Genomic DNA, 19783 nt, shown 5'->3' with positions numbered 1-19783 from the left:
ATACAATTTTCAGTAAATACAGAAACACGCTTTTGTCAAAATACGTTTTCCCTACACGGGCGTATTGTCAGGGTTGTGGGGTTTGGCCGTTCACAAAGAACTAATTTCAGCGGCCTGGATCTGTTCATATTCCTCAAGTTGAGAAATGGCCTGGTGCACAGCTTCCGGGCTGCACCGGTCCCGAAAGATCAGGTCCCGGAGCGCTTTGACACACAGCTTGGCCGCACGGTCCTCCAATGGCAGCCGGCATAAAGGAGGGTTGCAGCAGCCCCACGACTTATCCAGGCCAAGCGTCCCCGCCACATCCATGTGATCCTTTGCGGGCAGGACCTCAACCCGGCCCCTCGGCTTCCAGGCCAGGAAGGCATTGGTCAGATTGTATTTCACTGCCGCCCCTCATAATACGTTTTTACGGAAATACAATTTTCAAGAAAAACAGAAATGCGCTTTTCTGTGCCTGCGGGCGATCGGTCCGTTTTGTCCAGTTTCTGTAAGCACGACCAGGCCGTTTTCTCCGGGGAGCCTGGGGGTATATGGGCCTTACAGGGGTTTCTATGGGGCATGGTGGCCCTGAGGCCATGCCGTGAGTTCGGCCAATGCCTGTGCCCGTTTTTGCGCCTGGTGGTGCAGCAACCCCACCTGTGCATCCACATAGTCAAATACCCGTGGCCGCTTCCCATCTCCAGGTCTGAGAATCCGACCCACGACCTGGAGCAGCCGTCCTTTGAAGCGAACCGGCGTAGTCAAAAACTAACTGGCAGACCGGAGCAATCAAACCCCTCACCCAAAAGCTGGATGGTCGAACACAACACCGGCACTTTCCCAACCTGGATAGCATTCACAATACGTTCTCGCCCCTCCCTCGGGGTTTTCCCGGTAACAACACTCGGCCTCTTGTTCTGCGTCCCGCACAAGCCCCGCCCGGGCCTCACAATGGACCACCCTGTCATTGATCACCAGGGCGGTCCCGGCCTAAAAAAACTGAAAGCTAAAAAATAGGATAAACTTGTAAAATTGAATTCAAGATATGATATAATATGACACAGGCTGATATAAACAAACCGTGGATAGTATATATCCAGTAAAAAAAGAACCAAAACGCAAAAACAAGTGCCCCATAAATAACTGTTGGAAACTCTAAAAACCAACCAAGATAATAACTTAAAAATTCTACGGCAGGTGGGCCTATGGCGTTTATAAAGTTTGCATGCTCTTCGTAATCAACCTTTAAAAAAAGCGCGAGAAACAAAATGCCATACAATAAACCAAAAAAACGCATTGGAAACCAAATGATATCAACAAAAGCTCGTATGGTTGTTTTTTCATAGTATTGGTTATTCATATATGCCTCCATTTATATGTAATTTTAAAGATTGACTATTTTTTCAGAAATTTCATTCGCTGCTCTGTAATAGTTTCGGGTGAGGCGTACAGAGTTTGTTCTATCAAATAGCAAGGTGTGGTCTCTAAAAGAAGAAATGGCACTGATATTTTCTTGAATTATGCTATCCCAAAAAGGGTATGTCGCAATCCCGTCAAAAAAATCACAAACTTTTTTTCTATACATTTTACAAAATTCTTCTGGTTGCAAAACTCGACTGAAAAGTATACCGGCAAATTGAGACTTGTCGAAAAACATATACCCATCAATTTGAAAATCCTCAATAGTCTCTAGAATAAAAAAATCCATTTCAGGTCTAGCAATTGCAATGTAATAGTCTGTATCTCGCAGAAAAACCTCATTTTGAGGATGTGTTTTTTCAGATGTGTCAAAAAGAATTATATCATAGTTATCTTCGAAATTTGAAACATTAAAATTGTAGCGGCCGCTTTCTCGAATTGTTGAGACCATGTAGCTTCCGGGTAAAACATCCAGGTTCTTATAGTTAGTTTTTGCTATGCACTCATTATGAGAAAAATCACTCATTAAATATCCAAAGATGTTATTCCTAGCGTTGCTATCGTATGTCTTGTCCAAAAATAAAGTGGCATCGCATTTTGGATCACAATCAACAACCAGCGTCTTGTATCCCATTTTGACAGATAAGACATATGCTGTGTGACAAATATTTGTCGTTGTACCGGGGGCATCTCCAAAACCAACTAGCGCAATTTTTTTTGCCATGTCCTTTCCTTTTTTTGATCTAGATTTTCATCGGGTAGTGTTTATATTTATTAGGCTGTATCATATGCAAATATAGTAAAATAGAACAGTCGGCACATAAATTAATAAAAGTTAAAAGTAGAAATTATTAGTAAGCATATCAGCTGTGAAGTACAGCACTTGTTGCCTTCCAAGGCCGATGATTCGTGTACCAAATGGCAATGAAGATTCATAATCTTCATGATGATGTCCATGAATAATGATAGACGATTGACTAAGTCGTGCCGCTTCGTCAATTTTATAACAACCCTCTGGATGGTTACTTGGGGCTTCATGGGTAATTAGTATATCTAAAGACATATTAGAAAACCCAGATAAACATTCACAGCAAAGTGGCTCTTTAGATTTTAAAGTATCAATAGTATATTTTGTTTTGTTGTTATTTGAAAAAAAAATTGATTTTTCTGAATATGTACTTGAAAAGCCACCTATACAGATACCATCTATGTCGATTGTTCGTTTATTTAGGTAGTTTTGCCAAATGCAAAAATGATTCTCGATATATTTTTTTGATTCTAAATCATGATTTCCAAGTATGAAATATGTTTTGGCTATAATACCTGACCCTAGGGCTTTCAATTCTTGATCTAAAGGTTGACCTGGCGATTGGTCTCCTAATAAAAAAATACCCTTTATTTCGGAATGATATTTTCGAGCAACGCTAATCAATTCCTCAAAGTTGCCATGAGCATCTGCATAGAATAGTAACATATGTTGCCCTTAGTTATTTATTATTCATTTACATATTGAAATAAAGTTTTTTATCTTTACTACTTTTATAAACGTGGGAAAAAAGAATATTAGTATACATATAATTTTTTAAATAGAATGTAGTCGAGTGCCATAGCTTTTTTTATTTTGCTTAAGTAACTTCTGTCTATTTGCTGAGCGATTTTAGTAAATTCTTTAACGAATTGTTCTTTTGCAGACTGGGTTGCATGTAAATTAACCTCTGTAAGGTTCATAAGGTCAATGGATTTATTAAGGATTATGTTGTAATTTCTTATCTTAATTCGCATATCTGGTTTTATTTTAAAAACTTCTCTATAGATATTAAATAATTCAAGCGCCAGATCTACTCTGGCGTTAATAACCTTTTCTAATTTCATGTTTTTAAATTTTTGGAAGGTTTCTAATTTCTCAACATTATTTCTAGTCCATTCGATATTATCTTGAGGTGCTTGTTTAGAATAAGTAGGTTGTGGCAATAGAAGTAATAATACAATAGTGATTGATAAATAAAAATTAAATGAGTTCATATAGTAATCCTATTTTCATTTTTGCAAAATTCACTGCTATTCCTTAGTATGTCCTGCAGCTTATCATGGCTTTTTTGAGCAGAATCTATACCAATTTGAATTTTTCGTTCAGGCATCTTTTTCTTAATCAGCAAGGCCTCTGCAGGGCCTAATTCAGTTAAATTATAATTTTTTCTATAACATTGTTCAATCCATGCTATTGTATTTGGGTCGTCATTCTGCATGAAGATTTTTATGCCAAAGTTATTTAGCATTCCATAAACTCTTTCTTTATAATCAAGCTTGTAAAGACTAGACATGCTTTGCGTCGCTGCTATGTTTATGACTTTGAACTCTCTTGACTTGGACACCCACGTGAAGTCATCAAAAAGTGAATTTTCGTCCAGGTTAACTATATCTTGGAATTCATCCATGATATTAAAAACATATTGTATTTTTGTTTCTTTTTGTAGTTCAAATCTGCGGTATATTGTTTTATAAAACTCTTCTTTTGCCATTTTGGAGAATCTTACCCCTGGAGTTCCGCTAATTGCAGAGAATCTTATAATCACTATTTTATTTTGTTTTAGGACTAATTCTTCAAAATTTAATGTTTTGTTTAATTTTGAAGATAGTTTTTTCTTTAAAATTCCATTGCTGAATTCACCAAGGACCTTTCGCGGCACTGAAAGTCGCCAGGTAGTTTGTTTGTACCAATCGGTTGAATTTCTCGAACCTGTATTCTCAGGAGGCATCATAAAATTAAATATGTCGTTTTCAATTTCATCTTTTAATCTTACTTGGTCACGATCTGAGGTGTTTATATTTTCTTTCCAGTGTGTAAAAATTTGAGTTGCCAGTAACTCATTGTTTAGCATATTAACTATTAAATCTAAGTTTGGTAAAATTGATCGTTCATCTGGTTTGTTTTTTTTGAAATAGTATAAAACTTTTGCAATTTGTTTAACATTGTTAATGCCCATTTGTATAAATTCCCAGTTACCGCTAGCTGGTATGCTGCCTGCGATTATGTCTTCTAAGCTTTGCAGCATAGATTCAAGGTCTAAACCTAATAAAAAATTTATTGGAGTTGCTGTGTTATGGCTACCTACTTCTATTATATCAGCTTCTCGACCGCACATATTAGCCATCGATTGAATGTCTTTCGTGAAATTATTCTTAACGTCAAAAATTAGACCACCGTAACCTTTTTTTATTAAGTTATATAATTTTGGAGATACAAAAGAGGACGTTTTGCCAGTTCCAGTAGCTCCTAGAACTAGGCAATTGTGATTTGCCTCTTCAAGGGTTATTTTTTGTCCAGAGTCGAAACTAAATATATCTTTTTGATTATTTCTTGTATTGATCTTTTGTTCAGAACTTTTCTTCACATTTCTTAAGAATCCTATTTCTGACATAGATAATCTCCTAAACAATAAGTTTATTAAATATAGATCCAAAAATTTTCTTCAACTCTTGTCATTAACATTACTGGATATTTTTTTTCATATCTAAATTCTTTTTTATGCGTGCTTTCTATGCTCTGGGTTTCATCTACAACCCAAGCCCCTTTTTGGTTATCAAAAACCATGTCAATAACATCGTTATCATCAGCCCGGAAAAAAGAACCTTCGGTATGTCTGTACATAAATGCCCCCTTTTTACAATTAAATTAATTTCTTACCTTATTAGCTGATTGAATGAACAGTCAACATTTCTTAGCTAAACCATTGTTCCACCAAAGATTGCTTTAGGCTTTTTATGTTTAGCTAATTATGTTTATTGATCCCACTGTTAAAATATAAAAAAGCCTATCTGAAAAAGTAATTCTTCTATTTTTTTGGAATACTGAATCTTATATTCATATCTTGTTTGATCTTTGGAGGATTTTTATGTTTGGTATATTTTCTTTGCATTTTTTGATTTCAACTCAGTTGGTAAAAAATTTTCAAAAAACTCTTGACCCCTTTTTTTAATATGCTATAAATCGGTCTAAGCTTCCGTTTATAAGAGCTTTCACAAGAAAATAATTGGCCATTGGCAAGAAACATATCATACTATCTTTAAAAAGTCAATGATTTTTTTATTTTTAAGATTTTATGTGAAAAAAACACGTTTTTTCAGGGTGTTATGTGCTTGAAGTTTCCGTTTGCCCATAGCGTTTATTCAGGCCTAAGTTTTCATCTTTGACTGCTGGACAATCCAAATTAAGTAACTGGAAAATAAATATTAATAGGGGGCCAGGGCAATTTTGCCCTGGCCCCCTATTTTACGCTTGGCCAGAATTAACTTGGCCTCGTTGAGGTGCTCTTCCGGTGCGTGGAATAAAAAGCAAGTGGGACAGGGGAAAGGAGCTGGGGCAATCCATCCCGGCGGTATGTTGTGGCACTCAATCCCAAAAGATAGTGAGAATCAAACGCACTCATGGGCTCCGTAAACTTTGAGGAGGGGGGGCTTGGTGGCACTTTTTGACCGAAGCTCTTACGGAGGCTGCTGAGGCGTTTTCTAGCGCTCCCACGTTTAATAGGTCGAACTTCTGCCTTCCCGGATTTGATCTGCCCCCTCTCACCCATGGAATGGGAAGCGATGCCTTGATTCGGCGCCGTTTTTTTTTTTCAGTTTGTAGTCTTTAAAGACTGCAAACTGAATCCCCAAAACAATGAAACTCCAGCCGACTTACACCACAGCTGCCAAGGACGACTGTTGATCTCTGAAAACCTCTATCGGTGGCTTTTGTTGCCGGTGTCGGATTTCTGAGGTGAATCCCAACAGTACGGACTTGGCCCTCCGCGCTTCAAAAAGGCCCTGCCCGGGCAGCACCCGCCTTTTGAGTTTCCCTACGGGGATCTCGAAAAAATGCTCCTGGCCGGACCAGAGGGATTCATCAAAAACGACCACACCCAGAGCGTGGTAAAACCGCCGTGCAGCGCTGACAGTCCCCACTCCACGGCTCGGTCTTCCTGCCCCAGTACTTTGCCGCTCAGTCAGAGACGGAAAGCCAAGCTCAAGCTCGAGGGCTGACACCAGGTCATTCCAAGCGTGAGTGTCCTTCAGCTTGATCGGGTCCAAAAGTCCATTTTTATTTGTGTGGTTTCCTATAAGAAATATATTTATAGGAAAGAACACAAATTCAGATGGACTTTCTTCGAGCTTTTCCCGGAAGCGCTTCTGGAGTTCCATCCACTTAGCTATGCTCTGGGTATCCACCCGGCAGAACACCCCGTGTAAACAGGCAAGCTCCCGGGTCACAAAGCCGTAGGTCTGCGCTACGAGCTTGAGCCGTTCCAAGGCCAGGTCAAAGGCGCCATTCTTTTGATAAGCCCGAATCCGGAATTGTGGTGTCCCTAACTGCTCCGGCCAAAAATCGCCCATCACGATCACGGACTTTCTGGAGTAAATTGGCCGGATCCGGTGAATGGACTGCACCACGTCCCGGTGCCCCTGTTGTTCGGTCCAGGCCTTCTGCTGCTCCGTATCGTCGAACAGACTGGAGGCCATGTCTTTGACGCTGTGCGGTGCCACCCGAGGGGAGCCGAAGCAGATAACGGCGTCGCATTCCTGGAAGCAGTTCAGCCCCCGGTTGCCCCAAAAATGTGTCACCTCAAAGGTGCGACCTGGATCGAGGTTCTGCGCTGCCCGCAACACTGTTTCCTTGGCGTCCTTGAACGTCACCAACAGCACACGCTTTTCCTCGGTACGAAGGCATTTGAGCCCCTCTTTGAGCTTGGCTTTGACGTGCTGCGGCGCCATCGGGGTTTTTTTGTACTTCTCTGCCCCACAGACTGTGGTTTTGCTCAGGTTGTATTCAAGGTGGACCCTGCGGCCCGGAAGATCCACATCAGCCGACACCTCGGCAAAGGAACGATTTGGGAAGAGCGCTTCCAGTTCTTGTTTGTTGCCGGTCCCGTCCAGAGCCACGATTCGGGTTTTGGTTTCGCTGCCATCCTGGTTTGCCCGCCTCATGCCTGGGGCTTTGGTTTGGTGCAGGACATAGGAAATGGGGTGCTTCCGGTCTGCCCGGGCCTTGATATAGGCCACCCCTGCCTGTTGTCCTGTGGCGGTCCAGAGCCATTCCAAAGCGGTAAAATTTACCTTTTCGCTGTAGTACAGCCGCTTCTGCCACTGCTTGAGGTTTTCTTCTTCGAGTTGGTCGAAGCAGCTCAAATCTTCGGCAAACGGTGTTTTATGGCTTTCGATTCCTCCGAGCTCCCAGACACTTTCCGTGTTCTTCCATTCGGCTGGCGGCGTAGTGGCATAGATCCGGCCTTCGTGTTGGTTTCCTGCGAGATACTTCAAGAGGCCTTCGCCCTGAGCCTTGATTGTATCCAAAGGCAATTCAGACCTCCGGGGTAGTTTGGCCCTGATTTGTGAAAGAGCCCCGGGCGAAACGGTCTTGGTTTGAAGAAGAGACGCCACAGGGTTTTCATCGATTACCCAGAGATCAAAATGGCGTTTTTTAGGCAGGGAAACAGCGCTTTCATGCGCTGCAATGACAAGTCCGGTTTTCGGGAGGGACTTGAATTGTTCCTGGTAGGGGCAATTTTTTTGGTGCTCGCACCCGGTGCAGCAAATCAACCCTGGAGAGTAGCCCCAATTGGCCACTTCTTCTACATAGTCCATGTTGTAGCAGATCCCCTCCGGTGGAGGGTTGAAATCCAAAGTTCCTGAACCGTTTTCTTCTCGCCTGCGTCCCCTGATCTTGCGGATTTCAACGCCTTCCGGCGCCAGGCTCAATGCCTTTTCGTATATCTCGGCGACGTTCTCCCCTTTGGGAACTGTGAACAAAACGAGTCGATCCCGGCATTGAGGCAGGATCTCTTCCAAGGTGGTGTGTGTCTTGCCCACCCCTGGGGCAGCCCGAATCAATACGTCTTCGTCAGAGCGCAGAGCGTCCCGGATGCGTTCTCTGGCGGTTTTGACGTCCGTCTTCTCCCGTTGGTCTTCTTGCACGGGAGGGCTTACTTCTATCTCCTGGTATCCTTCGACCCACTTTTCCGGCGGCAAGCCTTTTTTGAAGGTCTGCCCCTGCAGGTCGGTGTGTTCTTCTCCAGCCGGGCAGGTGTTTGCGTGGAAGCATTTGAGCCGGCCGGCTTGCGTCATCCAGGGATTACCATCCCTCCGGCCACACATGGGGCATTCGGTTAAGCGATAGAAGATTTCCCCGTTGTCCTGCATGTCCCAGGTACGGATCCCCTTTTGGGTAAGGAAGGTTTCTATTTGCGCCCAGTCCACTCCTCTAGGTTTCGGCTTCTTGGGGAAATTCAGCTTCACGATATGCGATCGTAGCCGCAGAATGTCGTTGTATTTTTTCAGTAACTCCACCCATTCCGGTGGCGGCTCTGTGGTGTGGGGCAAAAGCCTCCGCATCCAAGGGCGAAATGTGGCCGGATCCGGTTTTCCTTGCACTAACTCCAGATACGTTGTCTCTGTGAGATCCAGGAGGTGGGCAGGGTGCTCCAAAAGGTGGATATGGCGATCTTTGGGGTTGGTGTCTTGCTTGCGGTGCCCCCGGTACCCAAGAAAGCGGAACCACCGGTTTGGAGCCATGTGCGGCGAGGGATCGAGTCCTACCCATTGGCCCTTGTCGGTAATCATGGCCCGGTAGGCCTTGGTGTAGTCAGATGGGATTACAAACGGCCAGAGGAAACGGAACCCCTTTCCGGATAAAACGACAGACAGTCCATGCGCCAGGCCGAGTCCATCCAGTTGGATGAAAAGGTCCTGGGCGGTACGGGTATTGGCCTCGATACTGGTGTGGTGTTCGTCGGGGTGTTCCACGTCCCACCACGCCATGTGCCAGGTGTCTCCGGCGCTGTCGTGTGCTCGGGGTGTGAGCCATACTCCGGCTTCCCCCGAGGCCAGCTTATCAATCCCCACGGAACCGAAGATAGATTGTTCGGCTTTATCGAGGGACAACGTCTGCCAACTCTTTTTTTTGGAAGAATAGGCGGTCTTGAATTGGACGACAAGGCCTGAAACCCGCATCACTGAAGCCCCTTCCTCTGATGCTCATTGAAGAGGCGTAAAATATACATGACCTCGTGTTCGACGGATTGCGGCATAATCCGCTTGTCGTTCAGCCAACGGGCGAACAGGCTTCCGTCAGCATAGACAACGGTAGCAATGTCGATTTGTTTGAGGCTACGCTTTGTTACATCCAATGATGATGCTAATGAAAAGTAGTGAAGTTTAGAAAATTTAAATATAAGAAAGAATGTCATAAGCGCAATTTTTTATTTAGATTTTTATTTCGATTACATAACTTATAATAGCATTTAAAATTTATTTGTTTTAATTTAATATTAAAAAAAATAAAAATAAAAAAAATAATAGACCGTAAAATAATTTACTATTGAGATAAACAAAATCTTAACGTGCAAACAGACTAGATTTTTTTAAGATGAAAAAACCAATAATTTTTGCGCTGATCTGAACCCATCAGTCATTTGTGCTGACCCAATTTTTTCTTCTCTTTTTTAATTTTTTTTTGGTAATGTGTAAAATATACAATATTTCCAATTATCCTGTTAACCCCCCTCCGTAGATTTTTTTGGGACCCTAGGCCACGCCTAAATGACTTTGCTTTTAGCAAGAGCAGATTCTGAGAAAATATTACGCGACACTAATGCTCAACTGCAACATACGACCCAGAGATTGAACCAGGTCGAAGCCCAAATCGACAAGCTGACCTATACGCTCGACCAGAAAATCAACGCGAAGATCGACCATGCCATGAGGCAAGCTCAGGAGAAGTTGAAAGGCTCAAAATAGGGTGTGGGCCACTTTTACACACATTTTGTGTGTAAGGGTGGCACAAAACGGGCAGTAACGTAGGCGTTCGAGGGGTCAGAAACTAAAAAATCAATCAACTAGCCCCTCCAAAACCTGTTTTTGAACGTCCAGGTAAGGTTATATGGTATATCTTAAAAAAAGATATGCGATATAAAAATGAGGGGTGGACAAGGGGTGTCCATCAAGAAAAATGAGGCTTAGAAAATCTTTTAATTTTTGGTCAGACAAGGTGGGATAAGGGGTAAGCTAAGACGGTTTCAGGTGATCCGAAACCCTGGGCAAACTGATAAATGAAATGGGAAAACCGAGGGGCAAATTGTCTATCAAGGTATCGTGACCATCCACACAGAAAAAGTTACAGGAATTTGGGACACTATATAAACGCTAGACGTTCCGAGACTTAATGCAAAACACAACAGACCCGATTGCCAAGATAACGTATATTGACAAATAAAAATTTAACCGATAATCTAAAATTGCCTATGAGCCAAACCTTTATCATAAAAGTTTGTCCAATCAGCGTCTTTGCAATCACGCTAAACCAAACACCTGATTGGCTAAAACTTGAAATGAACATCAAAAAAGGTTTGAGGAAAAACGATGGAAATTTTTGCATGGATATATCATAGTATTTTGTCACCACTTTGGTTGTCACTTCCAGGGCATGAACTGGTGAATATTTTTTTGTTAAACATAGTTTATGATTTATCAAATTTTAGCATGTCAGAAACGCTTTGGACATTTGCGATTTGTCAGATAATCGGCAGTTATTTGTTAGGTTGGGTCGTATCACATTTGAAACCCCTATACCAAGGGCCGACCGATATAATCCCTGACACGCATAGGGGCGGCAAACTGACCACTGTGGCCTTTTTCACGCCCCATGCCCTGGTTGCCCTGCCCTTGATCTGGCACATAATCAGGCTGTCGCTGATGGGGCCGAAGGCATGGCGAGGTAAGCTCGGCAAGTGCATAGTGGCCGCTTTGTTCATCTACGGTCACTTCGGCGCAAGCTATATATACTTCAATATTGGGGATACCAACGAGATTTTGCTAGCTTGGCTCCAAGCTGGCCTGTAACCCAAAAAAATGCAATAATTTAAGGGGCATCTGAATTTTTCAGGTGTCCCATTTTTTTTGTTTTTCCATAATTCTGGAACATCAACCACGTCCAGGGACACCGCTGATCTTGCTTGGCTCACCCTTTCGATTGCCCACCTCTCATCAATAGGCCATCAACTAAGCGTCAATAGGCCATCAACACCCTCTCAATTCCCCATCAATGGGTTATCTACTATCTGTCCACAGATCATCAATAACCTATAATGAATTTTCAACGACCTCTCAATTTTTCGTCAATGCTTTGTCAATGATTTGTCAATACCTCATCAACGGGTTGTCAATGCTCTATAACCTTTCATTCTTACCGGCCTCCAACTGGCTGTTGCTTTCAGGCCCAAGCCCCAGGGCGTACCGACATCATCAACTTTTTGTCCCTAAATATCTATTTTTTATCGACAAAACATATCAAAGTATTGAAAAACCATAATTTTTTATTCACACATTTTTAATATTTCGTTGATAGGCCATCAATAAACCATTGACAGGCTATTGATGAGGTATTGACAAACCGTTGATTTCCTATCGCCAAGCCATTCACATTGCGTTGATTAACCTTTCCCAGTTTGCCGCCAATCCCCCTTATTGGCCCTACCCTTCTAGCGAATCAGCCACGCCTTAAATTGCCATTCATACTTATTTTCTGGTCGCCCCTAGCGCAAAAAACACATTAATTCTAGGGGTTTGTTGGCAAAGTATTGACAAAGTATTGACAGACTATTGACAAGCCATTGATGAGGCACTGACAGACCATTGATGCCATATTGACAAACCATCCACATGGCGTTGATTACCCCTTTCCTTGTCTTCTTTGGTTTGGTTTTGTCCTAAAAAAACACAGCAATTCCATAATGTTATTGGCAAGTATTGACAAGCCATTGACGGAGTATTGACAAACCGTTGATGCCCTATCGCCAGACCATTCACATTGCGTTGATTAACCTTTCCTGTTTTGCCATCAGGAGCTTTATGCTGGTTCTACCCACCGGCGAATCGTCATACTTCAAGTCGTCACTCACTTTTTTTTCTGAAACCCCTGATCGAAAAAATACAGTAATCCTAATATATTATTGGCGAGTATTAACAAGCCATCAACAACCCTTAGCGAATCATAGCAAATCGTCAACAAACCATAGCGGATCATCAACGACCTCTTGATTTTCCGTCAACAATCCCTCAATAGGCCATCGATAAACCATAGCAAGCCATTGACGGTGTATTGACAAACCGTTAATACTCTATCGACATACCATTCACATTACGCTGCCTAACCCTTCCACAACAGATTGACCACCACACCCTTTCTGCGCTAGCGACATTCGCAGCCCTTCCCTTTCCTAGCTAGTCCTCCCGTCAAATTTATTTGCTCTCCTGGCAAGGTAAATTGGCGGTAACGATAAGCTACTGCTGTAGTTAATATGGTGCCGCTATTTTTTAGACAAACGACATATCTGAACATGGGCTATCCGCTAACCAGCCTTCAAATGCCGAAAATCACCGCCTGACCTCTTAATGACTCCGTTAAGTATATTCACAGAGAAACCAGGATAGTGCATTGACAAGTAGTGTATGGCCAGTTAGCGAGGTGTTTCTTTTCTGATCCTTAAGAATAATGAGAATTATTGATAGCTGTTTATATAAAATGCTATAAGATAAATAGTTACGTTATTTAATGACTAAAAAATTTTTACCAGGAATATAAATATAACATTAAATTTTAAGGTTTTGTAGGTCTACATTTTTAATTTTAAAAAAAGGTGGTTCTGTTATGTCTGAAACAAATGTGCCAATAATTTCAAACCAGACAACTGCTCAAAATGAGGCTGTTGAAACAATCTTGCGTCGATTTGAGGAAGAAGAGCTTTTTGTACCTCGATACCAAAGAGACTCTGACGAATGGGATGAAAGCAGAAAGAGCTTATTTATTGAGTCTGTGCTTAACAGGTTGACAGTTCCGGCTTTTTACTTGGCTCCCAGTGAAGATGACCCCGAGAGGCTGGAAATAGTGGATGGTCAGCAAAGAATAATGGCTTTATATAACTTTTTTAAGCATGCGTTTGAATTATGCAATGACGATCTATGCCCCTATTTTGGGCCAAGCGTTGAGTATGCAGGACGAAAATATGAAAATATGGATGACGCTTGGAAAAGAGTTTTTAGAAGATACAATTTAACAGTAGTTACTCTTCCACAGGGGATGCCACTAGAACTAAGGTTAGAAATATTCAGGCGAATAAATGAAGGTGGCACTCCACTTAGCCCTCAAGATATACGACTTGGCTACTACAGTGATTCTGAAGAAGTAAATTTCTGTCAATTAGCTGGCATATTTGATATAGAAAAAAATGGTAGCCAGAGAAAGCTTAATAGCTGTGAAAAATTATCGTGGCCTTGGGCTGATTACGATAAAGAAGCAGAAGAATGGAAAAAGTGGTGGGAAAACACGAAAACATCCACCGGCCAGACGGCTTCCGAAATGTTTTTGTGGTTTATTGTGAGTTCATGCAAAAACAGTATAAAAAGCATAATAAACAACAAGAACCATTTAACTAAATCTCTAAATCTGAATTTTAGAAATAGCACAGCAGAAGTTTTAGATATTATATGTGCGCAATGGAGGTTTCAATCTAAAAATAAAAACGTAACAAATATTCTTCCTAAAAGTGATACATTAAAGGAGTCGTACTTTCCAGTTTTCGTTAAATGGTGGTATCGTTTTAGATGCATGTGTCCTGGACAAGCAAACATTAACAGGTATAGGACCATCGCAATGTTTATACCTGCACTTGAAAATGCTTTTGGAGAAAGTGAAATAACTGAAGTCCAATGGAGTTGGATTTGCAACTTTATTGGCAGCTCACGATCGACTGCTAAGAATTTAGGTGTTGATTTTCCTGAATCAAAAGGAAGGTGGTTAGGAAATCGAGGGCAAGAAGTGCAGTTAGATAGCTATTACAAAATAGCAAAAGCAATAAAGGCTAAATAATGTCTACACATAATTTCAGTAAATGTGCGCCAGAGCATCCAATTTTTCCTGTAGACTGGAAGGAGGCTTTATTTAGGCAACTCGGAGGACCCAAAGAAGGATATATATGCCCTATATGTAAACGGAGATTTTCAGGTCCGGAGGGATTCAAGCAACTCGAAGGTGACCACATAATACCTAGGGCCAAAGGAGGTAAAACAACCTGGGATAATTTTCAGTTGCTTTGTATTTCCTGTAATCGCAGAAAAAGCAAAAATTTAATTCAAACAGAGTGATTTGGCACAAGAATATCGCCAGATGAAGCCCACAGGTTCTACCAAGATGCTTTATGCCCCTCTGGTAGAACCTGTGGCTATATTATGATTTTTTTTTCTCTCTTCTTTTCCAGAGCTGCATTTCCTGCATTTTTTTCTTCCGCTCGCGGGCCAGGGATTTTGCAATCAAAGATTGTGTTTTTTTGAATCCCCATTTGGCCTTGTATTCAGCCGGAGTCAAACCGTGAGTAGCCAAGTGCCTTTTGGTTAGCACCTTGAATGTCTTGCCGCACTCCAGGCAAACCACGCTCTTTTCCCGGATCGCCTTTTTGGGATCAACTGCCGGCTCTTGCTTTTGCTCTTCTTGAGGCTCTTGTTCGCCGCCTTCGATTCTCTTGAGCTTACTGGCAATATTGGCGACCATTGAGGTCATTTCTTCCTCGGTCATGGTTCGAACGCCCGCTTGAGCCTTTACGATCTCCAGAGCTTGCTTCATGTGATCTTCCATTTTGTTCCTCCTTCTTTCATGGAAAAATGCCCGCTTGGGCCGTCCTCCTTGCAGCGATAGCGACTTTCAAAGTCTGTTATGGTTTCTCCTTTCGGGATATAACTGTCCAAAACCTTGTTATAGCTGATCGCCGCTTAAAAAGTATCATATACCATACTCCTATGGCTTCCAATAATCTACAATTTTTTTATTTGCAACCCATGACTGTGTACTGCAGAATATATCTTCATGCTCATACCGGTTGTATCTAACTCATTCCAGATTAGTCCGTTTGGCGGAACAAGGAAAATGTTATGCCCTGATTCATCGTCAAAAAGGAACGCCGGGAGGTTATAGTCACTGATGTGAATCGTTTTATGAGAAAGGAATCGTCCAGGACCAGGAGCGGTCACTAACATACAACGAGAAGATACTTTGGCGAGTAAATTACATTGATTTCAAGCATTTAAATGGTACCATTCACCCAATTCTCCTCTTTTTGGTGAATCCTTTGCTAAGACAGAGGCTTAACGGATGTATTCACCCAATTTCCCACTGCTATTCCCCCATTGTTATACTTCAGGGCTAATATTCAATCAATACAGGGCATTAAAAAATCTACCCCCAAATTTGTGCCTTTCCGAAGGATTCAGGAGAGCTGGTAGATGATATTTCATTCCCCATCTGTTATAGTTCAACGACTTTCTATTTAAAGATTTACATTAAATCTAGTATTTTACGTTAAATATAACCGGTACATGATTAAGCGATGTTATATTTCACTCCCCCTGGCACCCTTTGAAGGATTCAAGAAAACCGAATTAAACCACTTTTATGCCAAAAGTTATTCGCGAAAATAAGAATTTATTTCAGCTTCTTAAAGTGCACTGTTCCCCGGTAAATTTCAAGGAAGTTGTCGCTTCTAGGCTGCAGACTTTTCCGCTTTAGAGGTTCTGTGTTTATTTAGGGTGACCGCTGCCGTCGTAGCCCATTGCCTGGTCTGTCCAGACCACCTCTCAGGCTGTTTTTGCCTTGCTCTTTGATATACGGCCCGACGATTGGCCAGAATGTCTTTGTCCTGCCCTGTATGCCGCTCGTTTGGAGTGACATATTCCAGCTTACTGTGCCGGTGTTCAAAGTTATACCACTGCACAAAGCCTTCCACCCATTCTCTGGCCTCGCTCACGCATTGAAACGGCCTGTGGGGATACCAAGGGCGGTATTTCAGGGTCTTGAACAAAGATTCCGAATAGGGGTTGTCATTGCTAACGTGGGGCCTGGAAAACGAGGGCATGACGCCCAGTTGCTGCAAGGTGGCCAACATCGTGGCTCCTTTCATGGGCGAGCCGTTGTCCGAGTGCAGAACAAGCTGTTCCCGGGCCACGCCTTCCTGGTAGCAAGCTTCGCGGATCACTTCGCTAGCAAGTGTCGCATCCTCTCTGTCATGCACCTGCCAAGCTACGACTTTTCTGCTGTAAAGGTCCATGACCATGTAGAGATAGAAAAAGCTGCCCTTGGTTGCACTTGGTAAATACGTGATGTCCCAAGTCCAGATCTGATTAGCATCTGTAGCAACAAGCTCTGTTGGCTTTTGATGCTTCTTGGGGCTTGAGTCTTGCCTATGTGTATTTTGGCCGACTTCTTTTAATATGCGGTACATGGAGGCCTCAGAAGCAAGGTATTTTCCTTGATCCGCCAACTCGGCAACAATCTGGTGAGGTGTTTTATCCCTGAATTCTGCACTGCTCAGAACTTTTAAGATCCTTTGCCGCTCTATTTCGCTGATCTTATTGCTTGGGAATATACTGGAGCCTTTACGCTTGTCCTCGATTGTTTCAGGCTGCCGCCAGCGCTGGAGAGATCTGACTGAAATGCCTAATATTTCACAGGCTTTTTTCATTCTGGCTCCAGCCCTACAAGCCTCGTCTATCAAGGTAATCGCATACTTCTTCATTTCAGGGGGTATCAATCGTCCTCTTTGTCCCCCCAGATTGCATCGGCTTTTTTTTTCAGCACCAACAAGGCGCTGGTTTCAGCAAGGGCCTTATCTTTTCGATTTAATTCGCTTTTGAGTTCTTTGATCTCTTTTTTCAGTTGTTTGGATGTTGTCTTTTCGGCGCTAGGTTGTTCTTGGGCAAGTTCTTTGCGCCATTTTTCCAGATGGTGGGTGTGTAGTCCTTTTTGCCTACACCACGCCCCAAGTTCTTCATCAGAGAGCTTAGCCGCTTCGAGAAGGGCATTGAGTCGCTCTTCCCTGGTCCAATCTTTGGGGCGTTTTTCTTTCTGGGCCATGCCAGGGGCTCCTGAGTTTTTTGCATTTTTGATCCAGCGATTTAGAGAGGAAAGCCCGACTCCGTACTCCTTTGCAATTTGCTTTGTGGTGCTGTGTCCCGTCAACGCTTGATGCACCGCTGCTTCTTTCATTTGCTTGGGAAGATGAGGAGGCATATCAAAAACTCCAAGCCCCTTGTATTTTTTGCAAAATTAAGCACAAAAAGGTGAGGCGCTCCCTCCGGGAGGCCCTAGGGCCTCCCGGAGGGCCGGAAATCCCGATAGCGCCCCGAAGCGACAACTAGCCTGACACATGGGGTCCCCCATTTGTCCACTGCCATTCCCCAATTGTTATATTTCAGCATATCTTGAATTAATACAATGCGTTACTGTAGCTATTAACCCATTTTCCCACTTTTTGAATTAACCCAATTTACCACTTTCTAGCATATTCTCAATTAAGACAGTGTCTTAACGAAGCTATTAACCCATTTTCCCACTGGCGAGGATCCTGTTTCAGGTTTTTTCCGCAGCTTTAGATGTCATTTGCTTTTTATTGGCTATCTTATTTCAACTAATAATTACAGAAACATAAAGATAAAGCTGACTATTGCCCCATTTGTCCACTGCCATTCCCCAATTGTTATATTTCAGCATATCTTGAATTAATATAAGGTGTTAATATAGCTATCCACCCAGGACATCTTCTTGGGTTTGGGGCGGTGGGGCCATTGTCCCAAATCAGTGTCCAACAAAACTGTAACCCGGACCAGATCTAACCAATACCTATTTTGAAGGTGACGTGCCCAACTGCGCCAAAGCTAAGCGGGGCAAATCCAAACAAAAACGAAATGATCGCCCCCAAGTCACTTTGGGATGTGTCCTGGACGAAAACGGATTTCTCAAGCTGAGCCAGACTCTTGACGGTAATGTCAGTGAGCCATCCACCCTCAAGGAGATGGTGCAGAGCATTCATGGGCAGGTACAAGGTTGTAGCCCTGCCTTACCTCTGAGTAAGCCGACTGTGGTCATGGATGCCGGCATCGCCTCCCAGGAAAATCTGGATATGCTCAGTGAGCAGGGATTTTCCTATATTGTTGTTTCCAAGTCGCGCCCCCAAAATGTACCTGAGTGTGAATTTACCCAGATCAAACAAGGGGTTAATGTCCAAACGTTCCAGCAGGGTGACGAAGTGTTTCTCCATTGCTGGAGTGAGGCTAAAACAAAAAAAGAGCGGGCCATGGTCCGCCAGGCGCAGACAAAAATGGAAAAGGAGCTGACTGCCCTTCGTGACGGTCTGGAACTCAAGGGACGGCTCAAAAAGTACGACAAAGTCCTGGAGCGCGTCGGCAGATTACGCAAGCAGTACAGTCGCGTCTCCAAGGGATTTGATATTCAGGTCAAAAACGAAGGTGAATACGCCGTCGATATTACCTGGGCGTTCGATGAGAACCGGCTCGGAAAACCTTATGATGGCTCCTATTTCCTGCGCACAGACCGCAAAGATCTCTCCGCAGAGCAAATCTGGCAGACGTATGTCATGCTGACCACGGTGGAGGACTCCTTTCGCAATTTAAAAAGCGAGCTTGGGCTGCGTCCCAACTTCCACCAGCGTTCAGACAGGATTGAAGGCCACATATTTATCACAATGCTGGCGTACCACCTTTTGCAATGGATTCAACACCATTTGCACAAAGCGGGCATACAGCGCCGGTGGAACACAATCCATACCCAGTTGGATACCCACCGGATTTTGACCTCAAGCTTTCCGCTGGAAGGCAGTGGCGTAGTTCATATCCAGCACTGCACCACAGCCACTCAGCAGCAAAGCCAAATTTATGCCGCAATGGGCATCAGGAGTATCCCCACTGCCCCAAAGAAAACAAAGACCCAATAAATGTAGTGACCATAACTGGTTGTCGATTTAAACTAACATACTGTGATCGCTAGATATTTTCTAAAATAGACCGTAAATCCGGGCTAAGCAAACTACGGCCTTTTCCCTGATGGCTATTTTGGGATCCACTGCCGGTTCCTGGAGCTTTTGCTCTTACGCTCAAGCAACATTAAGTTGATACTGACATCTATATAGGCTTACTACAAGACATACATATATAATCATCATCTTTGTTTTTCCTGCCACAGTGGGGACATACCTTAACCCTTCTACCTCTACTATCAACTATTTTTGGTTTTTGACCATCATTAATAACCCATTCTTGGCAATACGGACATTTTGAAGCATCCTTATTGATCTTTTGCTTACAAAAAGGGCATTCAGCATAAACACCATTATTTGATGAATAATCAAACGCAGAGTTTTTTGCTTTAGTGAATTTATTTGTTGAGGAATAGATAAGGTGCAACGGTATTGTAATTATCAAAAATACAAAACCAAAAAGGACAGCAATGAGGTGTAGCATGATAAAAATAAAATGACCCATAACAATTCCTAATATATTAGAAGATTAT

Annotated in this window: 15 protein-coding genes and 1 pseudogene; 5 read left to right on the top strand and 11 right to left on the bottom strand. The window is 42.8% G+C overall.

Going from position 1 to position 19783, the window contains the following annotated elements:
• Window positions 1–90 precede the first annotated feature (90 nt).
• From DRET_RS12755 to DRET_RS12720, 8 genes are all read right to left on the bottom strand, one after another.
• Window positions 91–387 (bottom strand): hypothetical protein, encoded by a 297-nt coding sequence (locus DRET_RS12755; RefSeq protein ID WP_015750483.1) that lies wholly within the window; start codon window positions 385–387, stop codon window positions 91–93.
• Window positions 388–988: 601 nt separating this feature from the next.
• Window positions 989–1342, bottom strand: coding sequence for a hypothetical protein (locus DRET_RS12745; protein ID WP_015750481.1), 354 nt, complete (start codon window positions 1340–1342; stop codon window positions 989–991).
• Window positions 1343–1366: 24 nt separating this feature from the next.
• Window positions 1367–2125 (bottom strand): ParA family protein, encoded by a 759-nt coding sequence (locus DRET_RS12740; protein WP_015750480.1) that lies wholly within the window; start codon window positions 2123–2125, stop codon window positions 1367–1369.
• A gap of 111 nt (window positions 2126–2236) precedes the next feature.
• Window positions 2237–2875, bottom strand: a complete 639-nt coding sequence (locus DRET_RS13585) for a metallophosphoesterase family protein (RefSeq protein ID WP_015750479.1) — start codon at window positions 2873–2875, stop codon at window positions 2237–2239.
• 89 nt (window positions 2876–2964) lie between these two features.
• Complete coding sequence (locus DRET_RS12735) at window positions 2965–3423, bottom strand: hypothetical protein (protein WP_015750478.1); 459 nt, start codon at window positions 3421–3423, stop codon at window positions 2965–2967.
• On the bottom strand, window positions 3420–4820 hold the full coding sequence (locus tag DRET_RS12730; RefSeq protein ID WP_012813913.1) for a type IV secretory system conjugative DNA transfer family protein: 1401 nt from the start codon (window positions 4818–4820) through the stop codon (window positions 3420–3422). The genes DRET_RS12735 and DRET_RS12730 overlap by 4 nt, the downstream gene beginning before the upstream one ends.
• A gap of 26 nt (window positions 4821–4846) precedes the next feature.
• On the bottom strand, window positions 4847–5050 hold the full coding sequence (locus tag DRET_RS12725) for a hypothetical protein (protein ID WP_012813912.1): 204 nt from the start codon (window positions 5048–5050) through the stop codon (window positions 4847–4849).
• Between the two features lie 1028 nt (window positions 5051–6078).
• Window positions 6079–9387: a hypothetical protein gene (locus DRET_RS12720; RefSeq protein WP_012813911.1), complete on the bottom strand. Its 3309-nt coding sequence runs from the start codon at window positions 9385–9387 to the stop codon at window positions 6079–6081.
• 588 nt (window positions 9388–9975) lie between these two features.
• Between DRET_RS12720 and DRET_RS13850 the strand changes: the two genes are divergently transcribed.
• The 4 genes from DRET_RS13850 (at window position 9976) to DRET_RS13575 (ending at window position 14574) form a co-directional block, all read left to right on the top strand.
• On the top strand, window positions 9976–10173 hold the full coding sequence (locus DRET_RS13850) for a hypothetical protein (RefSeq protein WP_012813909.1): 198 nt from the start codon (window positions 9976–9978) through the stop codon (window positions 10171–10173).
• A gap of 621 nt (window positions 10174–10794) precedes the next feature.
• The gene (locus tag DRET_RS12705; RefSeq protein ID WP_012813908.1) at window positions 10795–11274 is read left to right on the top strand and encodes a hypothetical protein; all 480 of its coding nucleotides are present in this window, start codon (window positions 10795–10797) and stop codon (window positions 11272–11274) included.
• Window positions 11275–13081: 1807 nt separating this feature from the next.
• Window positions 13082–14299: a DUF262 domain-containing protein gene (locus DRET_RS13580; RefSeq protein WP_012813906.1), complete on the top strand. Its 1218-nt coding sequence runs from the start codon at window positions 13082–13084 to the stop codon at window positions 14297–14299.
• On the top strand, window positions 14299–14574 hold the full coding sequence (locus DRET_RS13575; RefSeq protein ID WP_041282688.1) for an HNH endonuclease: 276 nt from the start codon (window positions 14299–14301) through the stop codon (window positions 14572–14574). Before DRET_RS13580 ends, DRET_RS13575 begins: the two co-directional genes overlap by 1 nt.
• Before the next feature lie 82 nt (window positions 14575–14656).
• Here the strand turns inward: DRET_RS13575 and DRET_RS12695 are convergent, their stop codons facing one another.
• Window positions 14657–15061, bottom strand: a complete 405-nt coding sequence (locus DRET_RS12695) for a Ros/MucR family transcriptional regulator (protein ID WP_012813905.1) — start codon at window positions 15059–15061, stop codon at window positions 14657–14659.
• 901 nt (window positions 15062–15962) lie between these two features.
• A protein-coding gene (locus DRET_RS12690; protein ID WP_425248170.1) for an IS3 family transposase occupies window positions 15963–17488 on the bottom strand; the annotation gives its coding sequence in 2 pieces (ribosomal slippage) (window positions 15963–17050 and window positions 17050–17488; 1527 coding nt in all).
• 607 nt (window positions 17489–18095) lie between these two features.
• On the opposite strand from DRET_RS12690, the pseudogene DRET_RS12680 reads away from it, so the two are divergent.
• A pseudogene (locus tag DRET_RS12680) lies at window positions 18096–19208 on the top strand (IS1634 family transposase); the annotation flags it as partial.
• Window positions 19209–19395: 187 nt separating this feature from the next.
• Here DRET_RS12680 and DRET_RS13570 read toward each other — a convergent pair.
• Complete coding sequence (locus DRET_RS13570) at window positions 19396–19755, bottom strand: double zinc ribbon domain-containing protein (RefSeq protein WP_083777260.1); 360 nt, start codon at window positions 19753–19755, stop codon at window positions 19396–19398.
• Window positions 19756–19783 lie beyond the last annotated feature (28 nt).

It is taken from the genome of Desulfohalobium retbaense DSM 5692 (assembly GCF_000024325.1).
GTDB classification, from domain to species: Bacteria; Desulfobacterota; Desulfovibrionia; order Desulfovibrionales; family Desulfohalobiaceae; genus Desulfohalobium; species Desulfohalobium retbaense.
The sequence above is the reverse complement of the archived record's forward strand: the minus strand, read 5'-3'. Positions and strand labels throughout refer to the sequence as shown.

What these genes read in the sequence shown, in the direction of transcription:
- DRET_RS12720 (WP_012813911.1), bottom strand. Translation starts at nt 9,387, where the DNA reads ATGCGGGTTTCAGGCCTTGTCGTCCAATTCAAGACCGCCTATTCTTCC.
- DRET_RS13570 (WP_083777260.1), bottom strand. Translation starts at nt 19,755, where the DNA reads ATGGGTCATTTTATTTTTATCATGCTACACCTCATTGCTGTCCTTTTT.
- DRET_RS12730 (WP_012813913.1), bottom strand. Translation starts at nt 4,820, where the DNA reads ATGTCAGAAATAGGATTCTTAAGAAATGTGAAGAAAAGTTCTGAACAA.
- DRET_RS13580 (WP_012813906.1), top strand. Translation starts at nt 13,082, where the DNA reads ATGTCTGAAACAAATGTGCCAATAATTTCAAACCAGACAACTGCTCAA.
- DRET_RS12745 (WP_015750481.1), bottom strand. Translation starts at nt 1,342, where the DNA reads ATGAATAACCAATACTATGAAAAAACAACCATACGAGCTTTTGTTGAT.
- DRET_RS12735 (WP_015750478.1), bottom strand. Translation starts at nt 3,423, where the DNA reads ATGAACTCATTTAATTTTTATTTATCAATCACTATTGTATTATTACTT.
- DRET_RS12695 (WP_012813905.1), bottom strand. Translation starts at nt 15,061, where the DNA reads ATGGAAGATCACATGAAGCAAGCTCTGGAGATCGTAAAGGCTCAAGCG.
- DRET_RS13850 (WP_012813909.1), top strand. Translation starts at nt 9,976, where the DNA reads ATGACTTTGCTTTTAGCAAGAGCAGATTCTGAGAAAATATTACGCGAC.
- DRET_RS12740 (WP_015750480.1), bottom strand. Translation starts at nt 2,125, where the DNA reads ATGGCAAAAAAAATTGCGCTAGTTGGTTTTGGAGATGCCCCCGGTACA.
- DRET_RS12725 (WP_012813912.1), bottom strand. Translation starts at nt 5,050, where the DNA reads ATGTACAGACATACCGAAGGTTCTTTTTTCCGGGCTGATGATAACGAT.
- DRET_RS13585 (WP_015750479.1), bottom strand. Translation starts at nt 2,875, where the DNA reads ATGTTACTATTCTATGCAGATGCTCATGGCAACTTTGAGGAATTGATT.
- DRET_RS12705 (WP_012813908.1), top strand. Translation starts at nt 10,795, where the DNA reads ATGGAAATTTTTGCATGGATATATCATAGTATTTTGTCACCACTTTGG.
- DRET_RS13575 (WP_041282688.1), top strand. Translation starts at nt 14,299, where the DNA reads ATGTCTACACATAATTTCAGTAAATGTGCGCCAGAGCATCCAATTTTT.